Source organism: Bremerella volcania (assembly GCF_007748115.1).
GTDB classification, from domain to species: domain Bacteria; phylum Planctomycetota; class Planctomycetia; order Pirellulales; family Pirellulaceae; genus Bremerella; species Bremerella volcania.
In genome coordinates this window covers 485,047-509,896 of record NZ_CP036289.1, presented here as the reverse complement: position 1 = coordinate 509,896, position 24,850 = coordinate 485,047, and the positions used below count along the sequence as shown (strand labels likewise).

The following is a 24,850-nucleotide window of genomic DNA, read 5'->3' as shown; positions in this document are numbered from 1 at the left end:
CCGCATTTCGTAGGGGGACCCGCCAGCTGAATCCGGCACGCTATGTGCAATGACCCGTATCTCACATGTCAAAATTAACGACGTCCAATCCAGGAGACGAGCCATGTCCGAACAATGGGGTCTATGCAAAGGCTGTAAGTGGTGGCAAATCGAGCCAGATGCTTCGATCGAAGACCAAACGTGCGGGTACTGCATCGAACAAGAACTGCAGCCCTTCCACCTGAGAATCACCGGCAACGGCGGCTGCAACCGGTTCATGGCCGGCAAGCCAGCCCGGGCAGAAGGATCAAGCGAAAAACCGCCCACAACCGTGCCGCAGCGGTAAGAGCAACCTCGTAGTAGCGTGCGAGCATGGCACCTTACACGGCATCAATCGCAGAGCATTTCCTTCTTCAGAAAAGGGAACGAAGGATGCGCGAATCCTACGGCCTGAAAGGCCGGTTGAATGTAGCCTGCGGCGAAAGATCAAATGACCGCTGACTCCATCGCCTCGGGGTGGTATTGCTGCAGCACCTCGATCAGTCGCTTGCGATCGATCGGTTTGGTGGTGTAGCTGGTGCATCCAGCGTCCAGGCATTTTTGCAGATCCCCGGCCATGGCATGAGCCGTCAGGGCGACGATGGGCAGCGTGCAGCCTTTCTCGCGCAAGAGTCGCGTGGCCTGATACCCATCCATCTCGGGCATCTGCATATCGGTGAGAATCAAGTCGAACCGTGCTGGCTCTTCCAACGGGCCGTCGATCGTACCGTCCTGGGTCAACTGCTCGACGGTCAATTTGCCGTTCTCAACCGTGACGACTTCGGCACCCGCTTTACGCAGATGGAACGAAATCAGGCGGATGTTGTCAGGACCGTCTTCGGCTAACAAGATTCGCATTCCCTCCAAGGCAAAAGCTGGTGGGTTCCGCGAACTCTCGACCTCTTCTTTCTTGGGGCTCGCCGCCGCACAAGCTTCGTCGGGGGTTAGCCAATTATTCTCATTGACCCATTTCAGCGCAAGCGACAAACAGAAGATACTGCCCACTTCGGGCTCGCTGGTAACGGTGATATCCCCTCCCAGCATCTGAGCCAGACGCTTGCTGATCCGCAGACCAAGACCGGTGCCGCCGAAACGCCTCGCGGTAGAGTTGTCGGCTTGTACGAATGCTTGAAACAAGCGTTGCTGTTGGTCTTCGCTCATGCCGATACCGGTGTCTTCGACCGATAGTCGCAAACAGTTCTCGGATTTCACATAGCACACGCGAAGTCGCACCCGACCGATCTCGGTGAACTTGATGGCATTGCCTAGCAAGTTCACCAGAATTTGCCGCACACGGACTGGATCGCTATCAATGATCATGGGGATCTTGTTCTCTACGATCGAATCGAGAGCAAGTCCCTTGGCTGCCGCTTTGACCTGCATGAGGTCCATGACGTCACGCACGAGCGAATCGACCCGCATCGGAACCGACTCGATGGTCATCTTGCCGGCTTCGATTTTCGAGAGGTCGAGAATATCGTTGATGATCATCAATAGATGCTCGCCGTTGCGGCGGATCGTGTTGATATACTCTTTGCGTTCCGGTTGATCCTGATCGGACGGAACCTGTTCCGCCAAGAGATCCGTGTAGCCCAGGATGGCCGTCATCGGCGTACGAATTTCATGGCTCATGTTGGCGAGAAACTCGCTCTTGCTTTGATTGGCTTCGTCGGCTTTCTCGCGCGCGTCTCGAAGATCGGCTTCGGCCTTGCGCTGCATGGTTACGTCGCGAAGGGCCGCCAAGAGGTATTGCTGTTTGTACTGAAGCGTAGGATTCTCAAACATGACCGCGTGCAATTCGATCAAACGCGTAGTGCCGCGAAGCCCAGTCATTTGAAATTCGACACAACATGGACGCCCTGCCATGGCGTCGCACAGGCTTCGAATCACTTGGTTGTGCGACTGCTTGGGCACTTGATCGAGAAGCGATGCCCCGCGGATCTCGTCCTCGGACTGAGCCTCCCAAATCCTCAAACCGGCCGGATTGGTTTCCTGGACACGTCCGTCTTCGTCCAGCACGTTGACCCCCACCGGCACGTTTTCATAGATGGTCGTGAAGCGGCGAAAGCCTTCTTCCGCTTCTTCTTTGGCGGCTTTCAGGTCGACCGTCATCGACTCGGCCAGTTGTATGGCCCGTAATCGTGACGTCCCCATGTTCCATACCATCGTGGCCAAGAGAATAGTCAACGTCGCGCCGATCGCTGTCGCCATAAAGGGACGCAGAAAGATCCCGCTCGTATCGAAGTTCGGGTTACTACTGATCTGCACGTTCCACTGTCGACCGCCGAAAGTCAGAGGGTACGACTTGGAAAAGATCGGCTGGTAGCTATGCTTCTGGTGATCGCTTTCAAAATGATAACCATGATCGCAAAACAGCTTATTGTTAGGATCGATCGCCATCGTATCGTAGACCATGACGTCCACCTTGCCGTCGCCTGACAAGAGGATGCCGTCCAGGGCCGACTCCGAGGTGATCGGCATATACACCCAACCCAAGAAGGCATCTTCCCGCTGCCGCCGCGTATCAAGCGGAACGCCGGTCTGATAGACGGCCAGGTAATACAGAAAACCATGGTGGCTTCGTTGATCTTGAACCAGATTGATCTTGGCGGTCAGTGTCGGCACGCCGGTTGCCCGCGCCTTCTCCGCGGCCACGCGGCGGTTGGTCTCCGAACCAACATCCAATCCCCAGGCAGCCTGGTTGTCGGCCAGCGGCTCGATGTGACAAATCACAAAGTAGTCGTCGTACTGATCAAGATTTCCTGCGGATTTGATTTGAAAGTCTTCACCAAGATTCTCTTTGGCCCAAGACATGAACTGGCTGACGTCGTCTTTGGGAACTCGTTGAATGTAGCCCTGCCCCATGGCCCCTTGAAAGCACAACTGGGGATCGACCACTTTGCAGTAGTCTCGGAATTCATCCAGCGTAAGCTCCTGGCTTACCTCATGCAGTCCGCGCAGCGACTTCAGACCATCTTCAAACTCTTTCATCCGCCGGGCAACTTCCGTTGTGACCCGTTCACTCAAAGCATCGAAGGCCACTTCCGACTGGCGGTATGCTTCGCTGACCATCCAATAGGCAATGCCTGAAGTCAGGGCAACGCCGCCAACAAGGATCAAGATTACCGGCCTCATCGCGTCGGTCGACAACTTGGGGGCGGCCGTTGACAATTTAATGCTCCAAACGGTCATCATGCGATAGACGATGAGAGGAGCCGCAATCAGCAAGGTAACGGCCATACCCATTAGATGCGCGGCGAAGGTCGGTAGCTGGGGAATCACCATCGGCACCAGCAGCGTCGAGACGACTTCCGCCAGTACGACCGTGCCCACGACCTCTACGATACTTCGAAGTAGATGCTTGTTCGCCTGCATGCCCTGTCCTGGGACAACCGTCGACTCTTACTGCCAGGCACCGGTTGCCTGGTCGTCGGAATCGTTATCGGTTACGCAGCACGCACGTGACGTCCAAAACGCAAAGTAACCAACTGCAATTCGCCTTACCGCAGTTCGGCCAGAAGCAATTTGTTGAACGTGTCGATTATTCCATCGCGACAAAAGAGGGGTTCTGAACGAACCTAACGTAGGAACCGGACAGGCATTAGGCGCACGACAGCCACCGGCTCGCCAGCCTGGGTGGCGGGTATTCCCTTCCAAAGACGTACCGCGCGAAGGGCAGCCTGATCGAGGATCTCGTAACCGCTGCTCTTCTCGACGCTGACGTGGCTCACGTGGCCATCGGGGGCCACCGCAATCCGCAAGAGAACCTCCCCTTCCCAGCCATTGCGAACGGCTTCGACCGGGTACGTCGGAGGCGCATTCATCGAGAAGTCGGGAGGCGTTTCCAGGGAAGTCCCCACCGGAACGGGAACCGACATGGCCGTCGTTGCCATCGGAACAGGCCGTGAATGCCGAGGCAATCGCCTGGCAAGCAGCTCGGCTTTCTTCGGCTGAAGCTTGAACTGCCGACGCTCGGTGACTTGAACGTTGGGCGTGGCTGTTTCGACTTCGATCAACAGTTCAGCCGTTTGGCGAGTAGGTTCGATCCGCAACGATTCTTTCGCGACGGTATCATCCGGCTGGACGTCGACGGTCGACTCAGTGGCATGCATTTCGCTTTGCACCAACTCGACCGGCTCCGGTTCGCTGAGAACGATCGGAGGAGCGAACGTGGCGGAAACGGTCACCGCCTGGCGTTGGCCAGCGAAATCGACCGGCTGAAACAATGCCATGCTTTGCCATGCAAGAACGATCACGAGAGCCGCATGACTCCAGACGGAAAAATGAATGGCAAATTGAGTCGTCTTGAGTCGTCGCATGAAAACAGCCGCGGCACGGCTGAGAACAACCGCAGGGGCAGGCACATCAAAGCGAGCCCCTGAAACTCACGGGACTCTTATTTCGTTAAATACAAGCGGCCGTTCGAGGTCGCCTTCAAACAGTAGAGCGTCCCGTCATGATCAATCCATACCTGACGACGGCCCTGCAGCAGGTCGGCTGAGGCAATCGCCGCCGAATGCTGCTGTTCTACGTTTGGGTTTGCTTGAGGGCGGTCAGTTACCTGGGTACCGCCCATGCCATCATAGCTACGATGCATGGTGATGAACACTTCACTGCTAAGGGAATCGGATGAACGCCGCGTCGAACGTTCGGATAACTTCTTTTTGAGAAAGACTTTCCTCGCAATCACGCGAAAAGAAGTCCTCAGCAGTAAATGCAACTACCGCGCCGGTCGATTTTCCCCTCGTTTTTGGCCATTTCGAGGCCGATGCTGTCGCGCCGTGTGACACGCATGTCGCGCCCGGCAACATCAAAGCATGTTGATGTCGGGGGCGACAGCTCCCCTAGGCGTTGGGCTTAGAGAACCGGTGCGTCGGGACAGGTCGGCCAGGCCGGAAGCTTTGCGTTTGGTGCATTGCGGCCGAAATGCCCAGTTGGCTGGCCACTTCCTGGACGACTTCTTCGACCTGGGTGCGAAGCGACTCGGGGTCGACCGCCACGCGGGCATTCACCACCACATGAGCCATTTTCGTCCGACAGTTCGAGGCCAGCGAAAGCACGGCCGGCGTATCGCTACTGACGAGGTTGGCCACACCGTAGGCCCCTTCCCAGAGGCCGATCGTCTTCAGGTGAGCCGTCTCGGCCTGGGCGGCTGCCAGGCGCTCGCGCAATCCCTCGACGATTCCCAACAGCAAGTCGTCCAGCACGAAGGGCTCGTCGCTGGTAGCATCCAGGCTGCTGTTGAGCCACCCCAGTTCGGCTTCCCCTTCGGCATAGACATCGTAGTCCAATTCGAGAATCTTTTGTCCGAACGATCCTCGCTGATTGAACATTTCGTTCAGCGCGTCCATCCCTTCGCCTGTCTTGGCCGATATCCTCAGGATGGGCGTTTCCGGAGCGAACTCGCTAAGCAACGTCGCGAGTTCTTCGACTTGTTGGACACTCAGCTCATCGATGCGATTGATCATCAAAAAGTCGGCCTCTTCCAGTTGTTTCTCGAATATGTAAGCCGCTTTCGGTGAAAAGCCTCCGTGAGCCTGCTTGCGTAAGATCCGCAACCCATGCGAGGGCTTCAAGATCACTCCATACGGTGCCACGTCGAACTGGGCGTCGAACAGTTGCATTAGCGGCTGAACGACCGTAGCGACCAGGTCCGTACAACTGCCCACCGGCTCGGCGATGACCACATCGGGACGCTCGTCAACGGCAAGTGTTTCGACGGTGGAAGTCAGCTCGTTGAAGTTGCAGCAGAAACACGCCCCGGCGACCTCCCCCACATTGAGCCCCTGCGAGCGCAGCAAGTTCGTATCGACCAGGTCCGCCGCTTGATCGTTGGTAACCACCCCGACCTTCAATCCTTGATCCTGGTACTGCTTGGCCAAGCGGCCAATCGCCGTCGTCTTCCCAGCACCGAGGAAGCCGCCCAGCATCACGAAACGGATCTTGTGGGGTTCAGTCGACATAGGCAGGGCTCTTTCAATAAGGGAAAATATTCTTATCGAATTAAGAATATCGTATCGAGCACGAGGATTCAACATGGAGCGAAATGGCCTATCGCGTAAGGCCTGCCTCAAGAATCGGCGAAAGGGGCCGCTTTTGTTGTAGCAAACCCCTGTCACCCAAGGCTGAATATTTCCTTGAATTCAGCCTTCCCATGTTTTTCTCGGCGAGAGTTACTCGCTCATGTCGAAGCTTTCGACCAGGTCTCGCAGCGACTTGGCTTGGGCACCGAGTTCTTCGGCACTGGCTGCCATTTCTTCGCTGGAAGCGGTCGACTGTTCGGTCACCGAAGCGACTTGCTGGACGCTGCTGTAAACCTCTTCTGACATGCTCATCTGCTCGTCGGTGGCCGCTGCGATCTCGGCGATCTTGCCCGAAGTGGCTTCCACGGCGGCGACGATCTTTTCCAGTGCGCTGCCGGCCTGAGCACTCAGTTCCACGCCGTTAGCAACGCGAGCGGTCGATTCCTTGATCAGTGCCGAAACGTCCTTGGCGGCGTTGCTGGCTCGTTCGGCCAACTTGCGAACTTCATCCGCGACCACGGCAAAACCTAAACCATGCTCGCCGGCACGAGCCGCTTCGATGGCGGCGTTGAGTGCCAGAAGATTGGTTTGGCTGGCGATTTCGCTGATCACCTGGATGATCTCGCTGATCTGTTCGGAGGAAGCCCTGATCAGATCCATCGCTTCGCCACTCTTGGTGACGGCATGGCCACCTTCGACGGCGATCACGTTGGTCTCGTTGGCCAACTTGTCGGTTTCGTTGGCACGTTCCCGAACGCCTTGAATGCTGCGGGTCAGTTCTTGAGCCGAAGCACTGATCTCTTCGACCGCGGCGCTTTGAGTTTGAGCACCTTCGGCAACCGACTGCGAAGCTTCGCTGACGGTGCCGGCACTCTCGCTGAACTGGTTGGCACTCTCGTTCACGTTGGCAATCAACTCGGCCATGGCCATACGCATGCGGACCTGCTTGGTGATGTCCGTGGCGTACTTGACGACCTTGTAAGGACTTCCGTTGAGATCGAAGATTGGGTTGTAGGAAGCCTGAATCCAGACCTCCTTGTCCCCCTTGCCCAAGCGTTTGTACTGAGCGGCGTCGAACTCACCCCGGTTCAGCTTTGCCCAGAACTGCTTGTACTCTTCGCTAGAGGCATACTGTTTATCGACGAACATCTGGTGATGACGTCCCTGGATTTCGCTCAACGTATACCCGAGCGTGTTCAGGAAGTTTTCGTTGGCCGTGAGGACGGTGCCGTCCATGTTGAACTCGATCACCGCCTGCGACTTGCTGATCGCATCCATCTGACCCGCATAGTTCGCCGTTTCCAACTTCTGCTGGGTAACGTCAGTCGCGTACTTCACCACTTTGTAGGGCTTGCCGCTGGCGTCGAAGATCGGATTGTAGGAAGCTTGAATCCAGACCTCTTTGCCCCCCTTGCCGATTCGCTTGTACTCGGCCGCTTCGTATTCACCGCGACGGAGCTTATCCCAGAACTTTCGGTACTCAGCACTGCGAGCATATTCGGGTTCGACGAACATCTGGTGGTGTTGACCCTGAATCTCGTCGAGCGAATAGCCGAGCGTGTTCAGGAAGTTTTCGTTGGCCGTACGGACGGTACCATCCATGTCGAATTCGATGACCGCCTGGACTTTGCTCACAGCGTTGATCTGGCCTTGGAAGTCGGCGTCCCGCAGCTTTTGAGCGGTAATGTCGACGGCATACTTCACCACTTTGATGGTCTTACCGTCCTCATCAAGAATCGGATTGTAAGAAGCCTGGATCCAGATTTCCTTGCCATCTTTGCCGAAGCGTTTGTACTGGCCGGAGTCGAAGTTCCCTTGGGCAAGCTTGGTCCAAAAGTTACGGTACTCAGGACTTTGGGCGTAGGACGGATCTACGAACAAACGGTGGTGTTGTCCTTGGATCTCTTCCAGCGTGTAGCCCACGGCACCGAGGAAATTGTCGTTTGCGTTCAAGATCGTTCCGTCCGGTCGGAACTCGATCACGGCTTGTGACTTGTGGATCGCTGCGTTCTCGGCTTTCAGCAGCGCGATTTCGTTTCGCAGTTCGGCCTCCACCGATCGCGAACTTGCGGTCGTTGTCTTAGCTTTACGCGTAGAAGGTTTGGTCAAGGATTGCGTGGCATCGAGTGTTGCGCTGGTTGGCATGGTGATCTCCTGCCCTAGGAATTGTGTTTTTGAATCGTTGGACGTTGACTCGACCGCGGCGGACTACCGCAGAATGTCGTTTTCGGCGTCCCAGCTATCTACGTCCTGCCCAGACGAAGTCAAGCTTTTTGCCTGCCAAATAAACAGGATATTTTTCTTGGCGACCACCCGCACCATGGTCGTAAATCTTTATAACACAACCACTTAAACCAACTTGGAGGAGATCGTACGCAAAGGCGAAAGATCAGGCGCTCGGCGTACTGCCAAGTCTTGAAAAGAGAAATCAAACGCCCATTTTCCAGACCGCCGGCGAATTGAGCCCCTCACGCAGGCTTGCTTTCGGCATCCAGTCTTGCCTTCGAGGCCCTGTCGGACAGGCCAGATATGGATCTCTGGGCTCCACACGCAGAGGCAGTGACCACAAGGCAAAAAAACTCAATTCAACCGTCTAAAACACTAAAACACCTATTTCACTTCTTAACCTCTACCCACGCCTCCGAGGGAATCAATGAGCATAAATCTCAGGAAAGGCCGTAACATTTTCTCACTCGGCCACCTGAAATAAGTATCATGCTCGAGGTGGCAATTCTTTTATCACCGAAACGGCTAAGTGGAATGCATCCCCGCAAACATTGTCTTAGATGGAAAATCTCTACCGGAAACTCGATTGGAAGCCGAACTGCTAAGCGCAATACTTCTCAAAAATTAAACGTCGCTTCTCATTCACTTTCGATAAAAAAGACGGAAAATAAGCTTTACCGGATGAGCCTCCCAGGTGGACTTATCTCATTGATTTTCTCCACGGACAAGTTACTCATCTAACCCATCCCCTTGTTCTGCCAATTGGCGGTGAAAGGTCCTCAGCTATGAAGTCCCATTCGCTTACTACTGAATCCTCGCAAGCCAAACGCGGGTTCACGCTGGTCGAGTTGCTTGTTGTGATCGCCATCATCGGCGTGCTGGTGGCACTCCTTCTGCCTGCGGTGCAGCAAGCTCGTGAAGCCGCCCGACGTGCCCAGTGCGTTAATAACCTCAAGAATATCGGGTTGGCAATGCACAACTATCACGACACCTATCGCAACTTCCCCTACCTCGGTTTCACCGGTTGGAATGGCGACACGATCTCGGTGTTTGGTCGCCTGCTTCCTTTCGTCGAACAAACGGCCATGTACGAAACGCTGAACTTCAACGTGCGTGCCAACGACGGCAACAACAAGTTGTATCGCACGACACCAATCGACGTTTACTCGTGCCCTTCAGAGACAGTGACTCTGGGCGAATCGAACAGCGGCAACAACCACTGGTCGCACCAACGCTACAGCTATGCGGTCTGCGTTGGCAACACGAACTACGATCAACACAACGCCAACAACTGGGATGGCGTCTGGACGTACGATAACGGCGGTTCGGCCTTCAAAATGGGGGATCACATCCGCAGCATGGCCTCGATCACGGACGGGACCAGCAACACCGTGATGGTTTCGGAAGTCCCCATGAACCAGAACGATCAAGGCTGGCAAGGCATGTACGCCGCTGGCATCTATGCTTCCGGTGCTGGTTTCACCGGTTACCTGACGCCCAATACCAAGGCCTCAATCGACGGCGGTCGCAAGTGCTGGACCCCGAACGACTACCTGCAAAAGATCCCTTGCCACAGTGGTGGCGACAACTGGTGGGCCGCGACGTTTGCCGCATTCAGCATGCACCCAGGCGGCGTGAACGCATGTAACTTCGACGGCTCGGTCAGCTTCGTTCCCGAGACGATCGACATCTGGGCATGGCGTGCCCGGACGTCGACCCAAGGTGGCGAGGTTATTAGTCAGTAACCCAATCTGACCGTTGGATGGGAAGACTCGCGATGAAAGCAGGTCTTCCCCCAACCTCCAGATGGAGCATTCCCAACCATGTACAAAAAACACCTTATCTCCTTGAGTAACTTTGTTGTTTTGCTGGCTTCGCTAAGCTTTCTGGCTGGCTGCAGCGCCAGTGACGGCATGATCACGATCTCAGGCAGCGTCACCCTCGACGGCGAGCCGGTTCAAGACGGTTCGATCTCGCTAATGCCGATCAACGGTGGAAGCATGGGGGGCGGCCTGATCGAGAACGGACACTACACAGCTAAGTCGTCCCCCGGCGAAATGGCGGTCCAGATTCATGCCCACAAGATGGTTCCCAAGAAGAACCCCACGCGGGAAGAAGTGGAACGCGGTCTGACTGAAGACAGCGTTTCGATCATTCCTGCGGTTTACAACCGCCAGTCGGAGCTACGCATTACGGTGGCTCCCGATCAAAAGAACTTCGAGTTCCAGTTGACGAAAGACGGCAAGATTCCCGAGGGCATGGCCAAGATGTAACGTCTTGTGCATGATTCCCGAACGGAAAAGGTGGCTGACTTGGCAGGGTCAGCCACCTATTTTTATGCGCACACAGATCGCGCGCGGCGCTCGACATTATTGCGGAAGCCCTCTACCATTCAGCGATGCATCCGGCATCTCTAATCTCCGTGGAATGAAGATGAAATGCCACCTCTTGCTTGGTCTCGCCCTGAGTTGTCTTATGACATCCGCTGTTATCAGCCAGGAACCTCCGCGTGACGATATCCCGTCGGATCTACCGATGCGGCCCAGTGGCTATCCCAATCGGATCTACGTGAAGGAAGTCGAGAAGTTCCTGGAGACGCTCAAGCTCGATGGTCAAGGTGCGGGCTCCGCTGTACAGTCAATAACTACCGGCAAGATAACGCGCAGAAAATCAGTACGAGTTAGGTTCGCAGCAACGTACCGCTATCTACTACGCACAAGCCTGTCGGACGTGACATCGACGGCGCGTGGTTCATGAGTTCCATCACGCTGGGCAACCAGGAATACGCTCGCAAAAACCCGGACGAAGACCATCTGCGCTGGCGTCGTGATCTCAGTAAGTTCAAGCCTTAGATCTCTTGTGAACAGCATCAAGAGTGGCATTTTTCAGGTGGGCAGCAAGGCAGGAAATCGGCGGGGAAAAGGGGCGAGCGTTTAGGCCTTTGGGCCGGCCAACTGGTTCCAGCAAACGCTGAAAACGATGTCCATCATGAAACCGACGAAAAAACCGCCGATCACCAACTTGGCTGGGTTTTCCAATAGTTGACCACCGCCCATGTAGGTAGCGATCAAGCCCAACGCGACCAAAAAAGCAACCAGGTGCCCTCCTCTTCCCAGTGCCGTTCGTACGGCTTCTTCCCATTGAAATATGTCGAACGTAATCATCGCTCGGAACCTTGTAGAGATGCGCTCACTCGGAAGCACGCTTAAAACCAGGCCCTCAGTGCCTTTGACTTCATTTCCCTCCAGACAATGAGATCAACGAATGAAGACGGCGGATGTTGCATAAATTCCCTGAAGTTCTCGCGAAACATTCTTCTAGGGGGACCTCGATGAAGCCAAAGGGTGCGATCAACGAAGGGGATCGTATCCTTGGTTTTCGGTCTTAGTCGTTCTGAGTGACCGATTTAGGAGCAAACTCGAGTTGGTCGACAATCAGGTCGACGTCTCGATCCTGGGTCGAGAGAACCACTTTGAAAACGACTTGCCCGAGTTGGGGCGGGCTGAGCGTCGCGTCTTCGGACGGCACCCTCTTGAAAGCGCTAAGAGGGACATCCAACGTCTGCCAGTCGGAAGACTTGCCAGGGGCGAAGTCGCGGATCTCGTACTCGTAGAAGCGATCGGAGCCCTGGAAGTCGGCGCCTCGGGCCAGCAGTAAGACCTGCACATTGTCCGCTCGGTTCACACGAAAGGCGACTTTCATGTGCGTGTCTTCCTGGACCGTGAACAGCCCGTCGCTCCAACGGTTGAACGTTTCGATCTGATACCAGGTCCGACTCGGATCCAGGAAGCCCGGTCTGGTTTCCGCCTTCACCGCGCCGTCCGAGCCTGGGGGGAGTTGCTCTTGAACCCAGATTCCTTTTCGCCAGTCGTCGGGAAGTTCCTTCTCGAAATCGATCTTCCAGTGATCTGGCGTCGGCGTGCGAAGTTGACTCTTCAGGGGAAGATCGCGGGCAACGGCCACCTTCTCTCCGGCGGCAACGTTGATGGTACTCCGATCGCCGGTACGAATGACGCGCACCTTCCCTTCGACGACATCGACATCGGTTTGTTGATGAGAAGCCTGAACGGATAGCACGGTCCCCAGTACTTCGGTGACGGCCAGTTCGGTAATGACCTGAAGCGGCTTGCCGGGCAGTTGCGGTTGAACGTCCGCCACTACGTTGCCGACGAACAGGTCGACTTGCTTATGATCTTCTTCCCGAAACGCGGCCTCGGTGGCCCCATGCAGGCTGATGCTTGTCTTATCGGGGAATTGAATGGTCGCCGAACTTCCGATCGCATCGGTCGTGATCTGCATACCGACGGGAATATCGTCGCCGACGGCAAGCTTTCGTGCTTCCCCGTCAGGCATCGTGACCGTCACCTTGCCGGTGGCTTGCACCAACTTGGCAACCGTCGGAAGCTGCCCGGCCCGCAGATCGAGAAAGACGGCGAACGCCACGCTGGCAGCCAGTGCCATGGCGGCCGACCACCAGAAGATGGTTTGCCGCGGAAATGGTGCCGGCTTGTGCCGCGGCGAGGTGACTTCGGCAATGGTAAGTGACTGTAGAGCAATGCTGTGGAAGAGTTCCAGTGCGCGGTCGTCCCCTTCCAAAGCCGCCGAGAGAGCCGTCATTTCGTACTCGTCGAGATCATCGTCGTTGTAGCGAACGATCAATTCGATCAAGTCGTCATCCGATATCGTCTGGTCATCATTTGTTGGCGTGTTATCGTTCATGCCACAACCCCCGGCGGACCCCCTCAGACATCACTGCGTAATCTCCCCGTACAGCGTCCCTTCGACACAGCGTCTGAGGTCCCGGTGCGCACGCGACAGGCGTTTATAGACCGCGTCGAGCGAGGCTCCGATTTGCTTCGCCACTTCGATGCAGCTCAGCCCTTCCCCATACCGCAATTGAATCATCTCTCGGTTGCGCTCAGGCATCTTCTTCAAGCACAACCGCAACGCGTCCTTCCGATCGGACAGCCCCTTGGCTTGTTCGTCCGAGATGGACCAGATGCGGTCCATTGCTCCACCATCCATGACCTGCGACTTGCCGCGCTGCCGCAGCCAGTCGACCGCCAGGTTCTTGGCCGTGGTACGAGACCAAGCCAGCAAGTGTCCCTCGTCGTTGATTTGTTCCCGCTGCCGAAGCGCCCGCAGGACAACCTCCTGGAAGATGTCCTCGACGGCTTGAGATTCGCGCACGATCGACCAGATAGGGACGGTCAATCGAATGCGTGCCTCGAGCAAGACACGTACAACGTCGCTCTCTTGCATTTTCTCTCCGCCTGGCGGCGCTACTGGAATGGTCTTGCCGGCATGGCTGACCAGCAAAGCAAATCCCCCGAAAGAACCACAGGCTTAAGCCTCATTCGTATTCCATCGAAAGTTATCGTGCAACGGGGATAGCCTCTGCGTTCAGACTTAGAAACGCCGAAAGCCCCAGATCCTGACAAAAAACCATCAACAATAAGGGGGCTTTGATGCTAAACGAACAATTTCTTCATTTTTTTCTTTCGAGGGTGTCAGGAAAGAAAAAGTCGTCCGTGAGTGAATAGTGGATCGGTCTTACCGTTCAGGAGAATTCAAGGGGAGCCGATTCGCTCTTATCTCTATTTCTCGTTTCGTTGTTGATCTAGTTTGAGGTGCCTCTTCCATGAAGAATCTCCAGAGGCCGCGCGGCTTCACCCTCGTCGAATTGTTAGTGGTTATCGCTATTATTGGTGTCTTGATTGCTCTTTTGTTGCCGGCTGTTCAGCAGGCCCGCGAGGCGGCTCGCCGGATGACCTGCAGTAATAAACTCAAACAAATCGGAATTGCCCTACACAACTACCACGATACCTTTGGCACGCTGCCACCGGGGATCGTAACCAGCAACCAAATCTGTTGGCTGACCCAGATCTTGCCGCAAATTGAACAGTCCGCACTTTTTGATCAAATCGGAGCTGTGGGTGGATTCGACGAGCCGTGGGAAGACGTCGCAGAGATGGTCAGCACCGGCAATGTTCCGCTGGCGAAAACCGAAATCGATGGCTATATCTGCCCATCGGATACCGGCGACGGGATTAACAAGCGGCTTGGTAGTTCGCCCAATCAGTTCGGCAAATCGAACTACATCGGTGTCTTCACGGCCTATTACAACCCGACCAACGCCACCGCAACCAACGGGAGCGGCGGAAGCGACCGCGAGGCGACCTTTTTCGATAACTCATCGACCGAGTTCAGCGATATCACCGACGGTCTGAGTAACACGATCATCGTCGCCGAGCGGGCCGAACGAAAAGGCTCTGGGCCGACCGGTTCGCTGTGGATCGGTTACCACAACGACTTTGGCGGTTCTATCTCGGGCGGCATCTCGCAATTCCAGGTTCGTCTGCGGATGGAGCGATCGTCCAACGATACCGACTACAACATCAACGGTAACAGCAATTACAACCCCAGCAGTAATCACCCCGGCGGCGCCCAGTTTCTCCGTGGCGACGCCAGTGTCGTCTTCCTGCCGGAAACCATCAATCTGCGGACCCAGGCCGCCCTGGGAACGATCGATGGTGGCGAAGTGATTGGCGAATATTAGTAATTCATTTCAAGCGTGGCCGGCCGCTTCGGGTGGAAGCGGCCGACCCGCTACCCATCCCCACGAAAGTCATGAGCGCTTCGATGAAACTCCCTTATGCATTGTCTCGTCGCCTGGCAGCAACCGCCTTGGCCTCGATTGCGTTGATCGGGCTGGTTGGTTGTGGATCCGGATCAGGCGTTGCTCCTGTTTCCGGTACCGTGACGCTCGACGGAGAACCATTGGCCAATGCCCTGGTCTCCTTTTATCCGCAAGAAGAAGGCAAGCGATTTTCGACCGGCACCACCGATGCCAGTGGCCACTATGAACTGGTCTACACCAATGACCAACAAGGCGCCGCCATTGGCAGACACACGGTCAAAATCACGACGGCTACCGTCCAGGGCGAAGGAGGACCCGCCAAGCCGCCCAAAGAAAAACTGCCTGCCAAGTACAACGATCAGTCCGAGCTAGTTGTCGAGGTTGCTTCCGGCTCGAACAGCAACACCGACTTCGATCTGCAATCGAAGTAAGTCCCAACCAGCAGCGTCCGAGGTCCCCAGTCGATCGACGCGTATTGGCTGGGGGCTGGTACGTTCTTGCGAGCGTCGCAGGCGGTTGCCTGCGGCCATCGAAATCATCAGAGACCCGCGAAACTTTTTGGTGCACTGCGGGTTTCTAAAGTCAGCTACCGGCAGGAAACATAAAAATAGACTTCTTTCTGAAGTTATCACTGCCTATTCACTATTTTTCTACTTATTCCTTATTTTTGGAACGATGCTTCCAAGGAGTCTCTATGGTCCGTGCCACGCAGTCCCGTTCGCCCCGATGTGGTTTCACCCTGGTGGAATTGCTGGTGGTCATTGCCATCATTGGCGTTTTGATTGCGTTACTTCTCCCCGCCGTACAACAAGCTCGCGAAGCAGCTCGTCGGATGACTTGCAGCAATAAGTTGCGCCAAGTCGGGATCGCTTTGCACAACTATCACGACACGTACGGAAAACTGCCTCCCGGTCGCGTGTCGACGAACCGGATCAGCTGGCAGGTTCAGATTCTGCCGCAGATCGAACAGAACGCCCTATTCGAATCGATTGCCACTAGCGGTGCATTTAATCAGCCTTGGGAAAACGTCGCCGCGATGACCAACACCGGCAGCCCTCCGCTGGCCAAAACGATCGTTGATGCGTACCTCTGCCCCTCGGATATCGGCGACGGCATCAACGAACGTCTCGGCACCTCGCCCAACCAGTTTGGCAAGTCGAACTACGTGGGAGTCTTCACGGCGTACTATAACCCCACCGATCCCACCGCGACCAACAACGCCGGCGGTACCGACCGCGACGCGACTTTTTACGACAATTCGAAGGTCAAGTTCGCCGATATTACCGACGGCCTCAGCAACACGGTCATCGTCGCCGAACGCCGCACCGGTAAGTCGTCGGGCCCGGCTGGTTCGCTCTGGGTTGGTAACCACGTTGGTTTTGGTGGTGCGATTACCGTGTGGGAATTTCAGATTCGCCTGCGGATGGAGCGAGTTTCCAACGATACCGACTACAACATCAACGGTAACTCGGTCTACAACCCAAGCAGCAACCACCCAGGCGGCGCTCAGTTCCTCAACGGCGACGCCAGCGTGGTCTTCCTGCCGGAGACGATCAACCTGCGCACTCAGGCCGCATTGGGCACCATCGATGGTGGTGAAATCATTCCCGAGTATTAATGCGTGCTCAGCTTGAAATGGCTACTGCGAGCCCGACCTCAGCACCGACTTTGGCCGGGCTCGCGGCCTTTCTTGTCGGTTTTATCAGAATGGCATTGCACCACCACAGAGGTATGCTTAGCATATTCTCCGGGGGAGGATCGAGCGTGATTTCCACGTAGTTTTCGAGGCCTTCCCAGCCAGGCAGCATCCCGCGCTTCTCAATGGATGCTGTCCGAACACGAGGAGACGCTGGTCATGCTTGCTCTCGGTTTCGTGCTTCGTTGGTTTTCCCAGGGTTCACCCTGGCGGCCGCAGGTTCGTCGGGCATCTCGCGATGCGCTGCCGGGATTCACGCTGGTCGAACTGCTCGTCGTGATCGCCATTATCGGTGTGCTGATTGCCATGCTTCTGCCAGCGGTGCAGCAGGCACGCGAAGCTGCCCGGCGGATGCAGTGCACCAATCACATGAAACAGTTCGGCTTGGCGATCCATAACTTCCATGATGCGCAAGGAGGGATGCCGCCGGCCTCGACCGGCAATACGGGGCTTACCCTCTGGGCGGTGATTCTTCCGTACCTGGAACAAGACAACCTCGCCAATCAACTCGACATGGAAGCTTCCGGTGCGACCGATGGTTGTACGAATGCTTCTCACATTGGCGCGACCGCCGCGACCGCCACCGCGGCGAACTATACCGCGCTGCGAAATTCGCGGATCGACCTTTATACATGCCCTTCGCGGAGGTCCGCTTCCGATGCGGTCAACAGCCGCAATGTGCCTGCGGGAGACTACGCCATCATTATCGCTGGTACCCAGAAGTGGCTTTTCTGGAACAATCCGAATTCGCAGCTGCAAGCCTTGCGGGTAGCGATCACCTCGGACGACAAGAACTTGATCAACATCTCGAACGGCGTGGTCATGTCGGTTGTCGATTATCCGAACAAAGGATGGCGGCCTCGTGATACGTTTGCTCGCGTAGGGGACGGACTGAGCAACACGCTGGTGGTTGGCGAGAAGCACATCACCATCAACTACGTGAACAAGTGTTGCCGCAACAATCATGGCCCCGAAGGACGCGACGGCTACATCTATTGGAATCGCAGCAACGGCCCTGGGGGCTACGGTGAATATTGGGTCGCCGGTTCGGTCAACTTGGGCCTGGCCCGTTCACCGCGCGAAGGAGAAGGCCTGGATGTGAATACGGCCCCGGCCCTGGGTAGTTGGCACCCCGGCGTCAGCAATTTCCTGGCTGCCGACGGCTCGGTTCGCGCCACCGCCGTGACGATTGATCCCAGCGTTCTGATTGCGATGGGAACCGCAAACACTGGAGAGGTCCTCAGCACGCCATGATCAGCAAGTTCATAACCCAGGCGATGCCCGTATTCCTTCTAGGCATCCTGCTGACCACGATCGGCTGCTCTGGCGGTGGCCTGCATCCGATCCAAGGTGAAGTTCGCTTTCCTGACGGTAAGCCCCTGACGACCGGCCGAGTCATTCTGGAAGGAGGAAATCCAGAACTTGGTTCGTGGGGGCTGATTCATCCGGATGGATCGTTCATTCTGGGAACCTACGATGTCGACGATGGCGTTCCCGCCGGGCACTACCGCGTTACCATTCAAAACGCGGAAACCCTACCGCCACCTAACTGGGGCGACCGTGTGTTTGTTCCTAAACCTTTGATCCACCCCAAGTACGCCTCCGCCGATCAGTCCGGCCTGGAGTTCGACGTTCCCGGGGAATCGACACACTGGGAAATCGTCGTCGATCCCCCGCCGAAACGTTAGCAAGTGAATCGCGCTAAACCGATTCGAGCGTTGGGAAGTCGATGTATCCTTCCGCACCGATCGGTGAATACCAGGTCCGCATATCCGCTTCCGGATTGAGAGGCGCCTCTTCGGCGAAGCGCCGGACCAGGTCGGGGTTGCTGATGAAGGGACGACCATAGGCAATCAAGTCGGCTTCACCCCGGTCAATGGCCTGTTCGCCTGACTCGCGAGTATAGGCGACGTTCCCCATCAAGGGTCCGTCGAACACCTGGCGAAACTCCGTTAGCGTCATCGGTTCACCCAATCCGTGGAAACCAAAACCGGTCCCATCCATCACGTGTAAGTAAGCCAATCGGTATTGGTTCAATTGCTGAGCAACGTAGGTGAACTGCTCGCGATAGTCGGGCGAGCCCATTCCGTTGAACGCACCGTTGGGCGAGAGACGAACACCGATTCTCTCTTGCGGCCATACCTGGCTGATCGCTTGCACCACTTCGTCCAGGATGCGATATCGATTCTCGATGCTTCCGCCATACGGATCGGTGCGGTGATTGGTCTTCGACTGTAGAAACTCGTCTAAGAGATAGCCATTCGCCGAGTGGATTTCGACCCCGTCAAAACCGGCTTCCTTGGCACCTGCGGCCGCTTTCGCGTAATCCGCGACGATGCCGGGGATCTCCTCCGTTTCCAGAGCGCGGGGAACTTCGCGAGGCTCTTTACCGTTGGGCGTATGCTGCATCTCGCCATCGTCGATCATGATCGCCGACGGGGCAACGGCCGACTCGCCGCCATGAAAGCTGCTGTGCGATGCTCGGCCGGTGTGCCACAGCTGCAAGAAGATCTTGCCACCTTTTTCATGTACGGCCTGGGGAACTTGTTTCCAAGCTTCGACCATTTCGCTGGTGTAGATCCCTGGCGATTGATCCCAGCCGTTGGCCTGGGGCGAGATCGTTGTGGCTTCGGTAATGAGTAGCCCCGCGGCGGCCCGTTGTTGGTAGTACTTGGCCATGAGTGCGTTGGCCATCCGCTCTTTGCCGGCGCGTCCCCGGGTCATCGGAGCCATGGCAATTCGGTTGCTTAACGTCAGTCCCCGTAAGTCGTACGCCTGAAAGAGTGGCGAATCATATTGGCTCATCGTCGGATCCTTTGGTTCATCGGAAGAAGACCTGCCCAGGCCAGCGCGAAGCCGCCCCATCTCCTCCGTAGATGCCAGCAAGACCAGGCACGTTTCAGGTTACATGTAAATTTTTGTTGGATGAACTATCCTTGACCACCCGGGGGACAGTAGACACGTAAACCATTCATTTAAAGCTACTTAGAACGATCAGCAAGTCGCCTGTTCAAAAGATACCCAGCGAAATCCCCCAGCCCGGCGAACTTGTAACTTGGGTCGACGTAGTGCTCGATCACGTAGAAGGCGAAGTAATAGGCTCGGCAGAAAGCCCAGATCGAAAGGCCCAACAGCACGGCGACCTGCCAGTTGCCGGCCTTCGCCAGTAGTATCCCGGCGGCGAACACACCTAATACGACAAACAACGCTCCCTTGATATAGATGAGCATAGGAGACTTGAGATCGGCCATCGGCTGATTTCCTCGAGAAATGGCGACAAAGCTTAGGCTGGCTGGCCAATCTTAGCTTAACAATTCGTTAAAATCATGTCCTGCAATTCGCCTGCCCAGAGACACCGGAGACCAAACAACATGCATGTTTACGGCCGTGACAGCATCGATACCACCCTGCAAGAGGAAAGCTACGTCTTCAAGTTACTGGTCAACGACCATGGGGTTCTCTTGTTTTCCCGCGACATCGAACACGAGCAGATCTCGGAACCCGAAATCCGTTACGAGGCCGACTCGGTCGGCAACGCGCTGGCTGGCGTGGTCAAGCCCGGACACATCGAACTGCGTCATCACAATGATTTCGGCGACGAACGCGTACGGCTGTTGATGGAGCGTCTGCTTGCCCTGCCTGAGATGGAATTCGCTCGCGGATTTGAGGTGGTCTACCAGGGGCGCGTCCTCATCCCCAAACCACCTCAAGAGGAAGACTAGCGGTCACTGCGAAAACCGCGAGTATGAGTTGCTCACGGCGTCGACCAGAATGCGGCCAGGGATGATCCGGCTCATCATTAAGCCGGACTTGTCTTCGCGGACGTACCCCATGACCATGCCTACCACGCGTACCGACTCAGGCAACTCTTCTTGCAGGAAAACGGGGCTGCCGCTGATACCGCCAGCTCCGGCCAGTTGAACGAGAAAGACGGTCTCGTTCCCCCACTTGGCCGGCACCGGCATCTCGCGGGAAGCAATCTGTCCGCAGATCACGATCGACGAAACTTCCGGCTGAACGCCAAAGCCCTTAACGCCCAGCCCCATGGGGAAGCCAGTCAATTCGACTGCGGTGGTGCGTCTGGGTAATGTTGTCTGAATACTCTCCAGTGGAATGGCGAGCTTCATCAGGTCGCGGATCATGTCGTTTGGCTCTTTAGGCGATTCGATACGCATCACGGCGACATCGGCATTGGCTTGAAACCGCCAGGGATTACCTTCCATTTCATACAGATCCCCTAGCGTGATCGCGCCTGACTCGCCGCTGGGGCGGCGGAACACAACGAACGTTTCGCGGCTGGTTGTACGTGCACCATGGGCAGTGGCAACGATCATCACTTTCTCACCATCAGCCACCAGAAAGGCCGTCGACCATTCGTGCTGCTGCTTGTTGTTTTCCTTATCGATCTGTTGTTCGACCAGACAGACGGCCCGATCCCAACGTTCGATTGGCGTTTCATCCGCCTTCAAATGGGTGAGGCAAGAGCACGCCAGAAAGATGACGCAAACGAAGCAGACCTGACGACGCAGCACGGCAAAACTCCTCATCCTTGAAGCTAATACAGGCGAGATGGCGTTACCCTACGAGATTCACAACTCGTCCGCCATATCCAGATCCAATGACTCGGCCCGGTGAAGCGGCTTGACCTCTCGATCTTTCGGGAACAGTTCGTCCATGTGTCTTTCCAGGAAGTCGAGCATCTGCTGACGATCACCGGTAAACAGCAGCGTCTGCTGCGTCTCGACCGTTGGCACGCCGTCTTCCTCAGCCAAGACTCTCAAGCGATCGGTAGGCGTGAACTTAAAATAGAGCTTGTCTTCTTCGATCTTGTACGGAGCAAAGTAATAAACTCGCAATATGCCAGCGTTTTGCTCGTTGATATCAAACTTCGGACGTTGCAATTGAAGGAACTTATGCTCGCCAACCTGAAATGGATAGGCTTCGAACTCTATCGTCGTATCCTTCGTCGTGTTGACGGCCGATAGCTTGTACCCAGAGATACCGTACTTGGTGAAAGTGAAATGGTTATCGGTGTTGGGAACTTCCACCTTTTCGCCTGTCAGCGGGTCTTGGGTCTGCTTGGTGCCATACCACTGGCCGATCAATTGGTCGTCGTAGACTGGCTTATCTGGATCGGCCAAGGGGGAAAGAGTGGCGTACTGCTTGCACCCGCAAGTCAGAAGCACCGCATTGAAAAGAAGGAGCATGACGCATCGCATGATTGGCCTCCTGAATTTAGACAGAGAAAAGATGAAACCCAAGATCCATTATAGAGATTTTATGGGTTAACGATCGAAAATAATGGCGGTTTGTGCACGACGCTAATTATGAAATGCACTTAAAGAATTTTCCATGAATTGCGTTGCGTGCATGGTTGGCATCTCCTAGATTCGGGGGAGATTAGCTCTTCCACTGGTTGCTGCCAGCCAACGTTACTCTTCCGACTTACATGAACGCTCTGCCGCGAGTTAAGAATTTTCCATGTAGTCCACGGATTCACCTTTGAATCATGCTCATGCTTCTTGTTTTGTCACGAAAGGCCGCCTCCATGAACCTGCATCGTTCTCTACTAACGTCGTTATCCTTGCTGCTATTAGCAAGTGTCACCCAAGCGGCCGACAAGCCGAATATTCTCGTTATCTGGGGTGATGACATCGGCACTTGGAATGTCAGCTATATCAGTCGCGGCATGATGGGTTATCAAACGCCCAACATTGATCGGATTGCCAAAGAAGGACTCTACTTCACCGATTACTATGGGCAGCAAAGCTGCACCGCTGGTCGTGCTGCCTTCATGGGTGGAACGGTTCCGGTGCGAACCGGCATGACGAAGGTTGGATTACCAGGTGCCAAAGAAGGCTGGCAGAAGACCGACTGCACCATCGCCACCATCCTGAAGAGCCAAGGGTACGGCACCGGTCAGTTCGGCAAGAATCACTTCGGCGATCGCGACGAGCACTTACCAACCATGCATGGCTTCGATGAGTTCTTCGGTAACTTGTACCACCTCAATGCCGAAGAAGAACCCGAGAACCGCGACTACCCTGGCGACCTTGTCTTGCCCAGCGGCAAAACGTTTCTGGAAACCTACGGTCCACGCGGCGTGCTGAAATGCAAAGCGAATCCGGACGGAACGCAGACGATCGAAAACACCGGGCCACTCACCAAGAAACGGATGGAAACGATTGACGAAGAAACGCTAGGGGCCGCTAAGGACTATATCCAGCGACAAGTCAAGCAAGACAAGCCGTTCTTCTGCTGGTGGAATGCTACCCGCATGCACTTCCGCACGCACGTCAAGGAAGAGCACACCGGTATCTCCGGCAAGAGTGGCGATGAGTATCACGACGGCATGGTCGAACACGACATGCATGTCGGCCAGCTCTTGGATCTTCTGGATGAACTCAAGATCGCCGAGAACACGATCGTCTTTTACTCGACCGACAACGGTCCTCACTACAACACCTGGCCAGACGCCGGTACCACTCCGTTCCGCAGCGAAAAGAACTCGAACTGGGAAGGTGCTTATCGCGTGCCAGCTTTCGTCCGTTGGCCCGGTAAAATCCCCGCTGGCGAAGTCCGCAATGGAATCGTGGCTCACGAAGACTGGATGCCCACGTTTGCCGCCGCCGCTGGGGCACCAGACATCAAAGAGAAGCTGATGGAAGGAGTCGAACTCAACGGCCGCAAGTACCGCAACCATCCCGACGGCTACAACATGCTCGATTACTTCACGGGAAAAGCGAAAGACTCGCCGCGAAAAGAGTTCATCTATGTGAACGATGACGGCGCGATTGTCGCGTTGCGTCTTGGCGACTGGAAAGGTGTCTTCCAGGAGAATCGTGGCATGCAATTCGGCGTCTGGATGGAACCGTTCACCGAACTACGTGTTCCGGCCATCTTCAACCTGCGTCGCGATCCGTTCGAGAAGGCCCAGCACAATGCCAACATCTACTACGACTGGCTGCTGGACCGGGCCTATGTGCTCGTGCCGATGCAAGGGGTCGCCGGCAACTTCCTGAAGTCGATGGCCGACTATCCGCCGAGCCAGACTCCTGGTTCCTTCAACCTGGAAAAAGTCCAGAAGCAAATCGAAGACGCGGCCCGCGGTCGCTAAATCGATGCAGAGTTTTCAGTGAAGTCTCCGCCGTCACGACCGATGTGGCGGCGGAGCTTTTTCATGCCTTCACCGAAGGAACCATCTAATGAAGTGGCTATCTCTATTTTTGCTTGCGTTTTTGCCGTCACTGGCCGTGGCTCAGGAAGATCCGCTTCCCTCGTGGAACGAGGGACCGGCCAAGCAGTCGATCATCGACTTCGTGACTAAAGTCACCACCGAGGGGAGCGAGGACTTTGTGCCCCAGTATGATCGTATCGCTGTCTTCGATAACGACGGCACGTTGTGGTGCGAAGCGCCGGTTCCGCTGCAAGTGAACTATGTGCTCAGCGAACTCAAGCGGCGTGCCCCCAACGAACCCGAGTTGGCCAATAACGAAATGGTCCAGGCCGCGTTAAACGGTGACTTCGCGAAACTACTCGCTGGCAAGCATCACGACGGACTGATGGAGATCCTCGCGCTGACCCATTCCGGCATGACCACCGACGAGTACGATCAGAACGTCCGCAACTGGATCAAGACCTTCAAGGACAAACGTTTCGGCTACAACTTGCCCGGCATGACCTACCAGCCGATGCAGGAACTTTTAAAGTACCTGCGAGCCAACGGCTTTCAGACGTTCATCGTCTCAGGCGGGGGCGCCGACTTCATGCGTGTCTTTTCGCACCGCGTGTACGGCATTCCTCCGAATCAAGTCGTCGGCTCGAATGCCCTGACCAAGTTTGAAATGGTCAACGGCAAGCCGACGCTAACCAAGACGATGGACCAGGTCTTCGTCGACGACAAAACGGGCAAGCCGGTCGGCATTTGGCAGTTCATTGGCCGCAAACCGATCGCATGCTTTGGCAACTCTGACGGCGACCAGGCGATGCTCGAGTACACCACGATCGGCAACAAATACCCGAGTTTCGGCCTGCTGGTGCATCATACCGATTCCGAGCGTGAATACGCCTACGATAAGAAACCGCCTTCCAGCGGAACGTTGATTACCGCCCTGGAAGCCGCCCCGAAGTACGGCTGGACCGTCGTCAGCATGAAGGACGACTGGAAGACGGTATTCGTCGGGGACAAATAAATTTCCATCGATGAAACTCGATCCCCACGACAAGAGTAAGTAATATGACCTAGCC

At 55.8% G+C, this 24,850-nt stretch carries 23 protein-coding genes; 11 read left to right on the top strand and 12 right to left on the bottom strand.

The genetic code is table 11. The features are described 5' to 3' along the window. Positions 1–103: 103 nt before the first annotated feature. Positions 104–325 carry a hypothetical protein gene (locus Pan97_RS02140; protein WP_144970328.1) on the top strand — a complete coding sequence of 74 codons (222 nt, stop codon included), beginning with the start codon at positions 104–106 and terminating at the stop codon, positions 323–325. A 140-nt stretch (positions 326–465) separates the two neighbouring features. Here the strand turns inward: Pan97_RS02140 and Pan97_RS02135 are convergent, their stop codons facing one another. The 5 genes from Pan97_RS02135 to Pan97_RS02115 form a co-directional block, all read right to left on the bottom strand. Further along, a complete protein-coding gene (locus Pan97_RS02135; protein ID WP_144970326.1) occupies positions 466–3,393 on the bottom strand; it encodes a CHASE domain-containing protein in 2,928 nt (975 codons plus the stop codon). 203 nt (positions 3,394–3,596) lie between these two features. Then, positions 3,597–4,337 (bottom strand): energy transducer TonB, encoded by a 741-nt coding sequence (locus Pan97_RS02130; protein WP_144970324.1) that lies wholly within the window; start codon positions 4,335–4,337, stop codon positions 3,597–3,599. A 77-nt stretch (positions 4,338–4,414) separates the two neighbouring features. Beyond that, positions 4,415–4,615, bottom strand: coding sequence for a hemin uptake protein HemP (locus Pan97_RS02125; RefSeq protein WP_196782248.1), 201 nt, complete (start codon positions 4,613–4,615; stop codon positions 4,415–4,417). A gap of 247 nt (positions 4,616–4,862) precedes the next feature. Beyond that, positions 4,863–5,981 (bottom strand): GTP-binding protein, encoded by a 1,119-nt coding sequence (locus Pan97_RS02120; protein ID WP_144970322.1) that lies wholly within the window; start codon positions 5,979–5,981, stop codon positions 4,863–4,865. Positions 5,982–6,191: 210 nt separating this feature from the next. Beyond that, on the bottom strand, positions 6,192–8,186 hold the full coding sequence (locus Pan97_RS02115; RefSeq protein ID WP_144970319.1) for a methyl-accepting chemotaxis protein: 1,995 nt from the start codon (positions 8,184–8,186) through the stop codon (positions 6,192–6,194). 866 nt (positions 8,187–9,052) lie between these two features. On the opposite strand from Pan97_RS02115, the gene Pan97_RS02110 reads away from it, so the two are divergent. Both Pan97_RS02110 and Pan97_RS02105 read left to right on the top strand, forming a co-directional pair. Beyond that, positions 9,053–10,012, top strand: coding sequence for a DUF1559 domain-containing protein (locus Pan97_RS02110; protein WP_144970317.1), 960 nt, complete (start codon positions 9,053–9,055; stop codon positions 10,010–10,012). A gap of 78 nt (positions 10,013–10,090) precedes the next feature. Next, positions 10,091–10,540: a hypothetical protein gene (locus Pan97_RS02105; RefSeq protein ID WP_144970315.1), complete on the top strand. Its 450-nt coding sequence runs from the start codon at positions 10,091–10,093 to the stop codon at positions 10,538–10,540. Between the two features lie 660 nt (positions 10,541–11,200). Here the strand turns inward: Pan97_RS02105 and Pan97_RS02100 are convergent. The 3 genes from Pan97_RS02100 to Pan97_RS02090 all read right to left on the bottom strand — a co-directional run bounded on the left by Pan97_RS02100 (position 11,201) and on the right by Pan97_RS02090 (position 13,586). Beyond that, complete coding sequence (locus Pan97_RS02100) at positions 11,201–11,431, bottom strand: hypothetical protein (protein WP_144970313.1); 231 nt, start codon at positions 11,429–11,431, stop codon at positions 11,201–11,203. A 220-nt stretch (positions 11,432–11,651) separates the two neighbouring features. Continuing rightward, positions 11,652–12,986, bottom strand: a complete 1,335-nt coding sequence (locus tag Pan97_RS02095; RefSeq protein ID WP_144970311.1) for a FecR family protein — start codon at positions 12,984–12,986, stop codon at positions 11,652–11,654. A 30-nt stretch (positions 12,987–13,016) separates the two neighbouring features. Further along, on the bottom strand, positions 13,017–13,586 hold the full coding sequence (locus Pan97_RS02090) for an RNA polymerase sigma factor (protein ID WP_144970309.1): 570 nt from the start codon (positions 13,584–13,586) through the stop codon (positions 13,017–13,019). Positions 13,587–13,908: 322 nt separating this feature from the next. Here Pan97_RS02090 and Pan97_RS02085 point away from each other — a divergent pair, with 322 nt between their 5' ends. From Pan97_RS02085 to Pan97_RS02065, 5 genes are all read left to right on the top strand, one after another. Next, on the top strand, positions 13,909–14,826 hold the full coding sequence (locus Pan97_RS02085) for a DUF1559 domain-containing protein (protein WP_144970307.1): 918 nt from the start codon (positions 13,909–13,911) through the stop codon (positions 14,824–14,826). Between the two features lie 71 nt (positions 14,827–14,897). Next, positions 14,898–15,338 carry a carboxypeptidase-like regulatory domain-containing protein gene (locus tag Pan97_RS02080; RefSeq protein WP_241676355.1) on the top strand — a complete coding sequence of 147 codons (441 nt, stop codon included), beginning with the start codon at positions 14,898–14,900 and terminating at the stop codon, positions 15,336–15,338. Positions 15,339–15,601: 263 nt separating this feature from the next. After that, on the top strand, positions 15,602–16,525 hold the full coding sequence (locus Pan97_RS02075; protein WP_144970305.1) for a DUF1559 domain-containing protein: 924 nt from the start codon (positions 15,602–15,604) through the stop codon (positions 16,523–16,525). A gap of 237 nt (positions 16,526–16,762) precedes the next feature. Next, complete coding sequence (locus Pan97_RS02070; RefSeq protein WP_144970303.1) at positions 16,763–17,857, top strand: DUF1559 domain-containing protein; 1,095 nt, start codon at positions 16,763–16,765, stop codon at positions 17,855–17,857. Continuing rightward, complete coding sequence (locus tag Pan97_RS02065; RefSeq protein WP_144970301.1) at positions 17,854–18,291, top strand: hypothetical protein; 438 nt, start codon at positions 17,854–17,856, stop codon at positions 18,289–18,291. Before Pan97_RS02070 ends, Pan97_RS02065 begins: the two co-directional genes overlap by 4 nt. Before the next feature lie 13 nt (positions 18,292–18,304). Here the strand turns inward: Pan97_RS02065 and Pan97_RS02060 are convergent, their stop codons facing one another. Together Pan97_RS02060 and Pan97_RS02055 are read right to left on the bottom strand one after the other, a co-directional pair. Next, positions 18,305–19,408: an alkene reductase gene (locus Pan97_RS02060; protein WP_144970299.1), complete on the bottom strand. Its 1,104-nt coding sequence runs from the start codon at positions 19,406–19,408 to the stop codon at positions 18,305–18,307. 176 nt (positions 19,409–19,584) lie between these two features. Beyond that, on the bottom strand, positions 19,585–19,854 hold the full coding sequence (locus tag Pan97_RS02055) for a hypothetical protein (RefSeq protein WP_144970297.1): 270 nt from the start codon (positions 19,852–19,854) through the stop codon (positions 19,585–19,587). 120 nt (positions 19,855–19,974) lie between these two features. On the opposite strand from Pan97_RS02055, the gene Pan97_RS02050 reads away from it, so the two are divergent. Further along, positions 19,975–20,325 (top strand): hypothetical protein, encoded by a 351-nt coding sequence (locus Pan97_RS02050; RefSeq protein ID WP_144970295.1) that lies wholly within the window; start codon positions 19,975–19,977, stop codon positions 20,323–20,325. Between the two features lie 3 nt (positions 20,326–20,328). Here the strand turns inward: Pan97_RS02050 and Pan97_RS02045 are convergent, their stop codons facing one another. Beyond that, the gene (locus Pan97_RS02045; protein WP_144970293.1) at positions 20,329–21,135 is read right to left on the bottom strand and encodes a hypothetical protein; all 807 of its coding nucleotides are present in this window, start codon (positions 21,133–21,135) and stop codon (positions 20,329–20,331) included. 57 nt (positions 21,136–21,192) lie between these two features. Next, positions 21,193–21,822 (bottom strand): hypothetical protein, encoded by a 630-nt coding sequence (locus Pan97_RS02040; protein WP_144970291.1) that lies wholly within the window; start codon positions 21,820–21,822, stop codon positions 21,193–21,195. 329 nt (positions 21,823–22,151) lie between these two features. Between Pan97_RS02040 and Pan97_RS02035 the strand changes: the two genes are divergently transcribed. Both Pan97_RS02035 and Pan97_RS02030 read left to right on the top strand, forming a co-directional pair. Further along, complete coding sequence (locus tag Pan97_RS02035) at positions 22,152–23,720, top strand: arylsulfatase (RefSeq protein ID WP_144970289.1); 1,569 nt, start codon at positions 22,152–22,154, stop codon at positions 23,718–23,720. Positions 23,721–23,808: 88 nt separating this feature from the next. Beyond that, entirely contained in the window at positions 23,809–24,795 is a 987-nt protein-coding gene (locus tag Pan97_RS02030; protein ID WP_144970287.1) for an HAD family hydrolase, read from the top strand. The last annotated feature ends 55 nt before the right edge of the window (positions 24,796–24,850 follow it).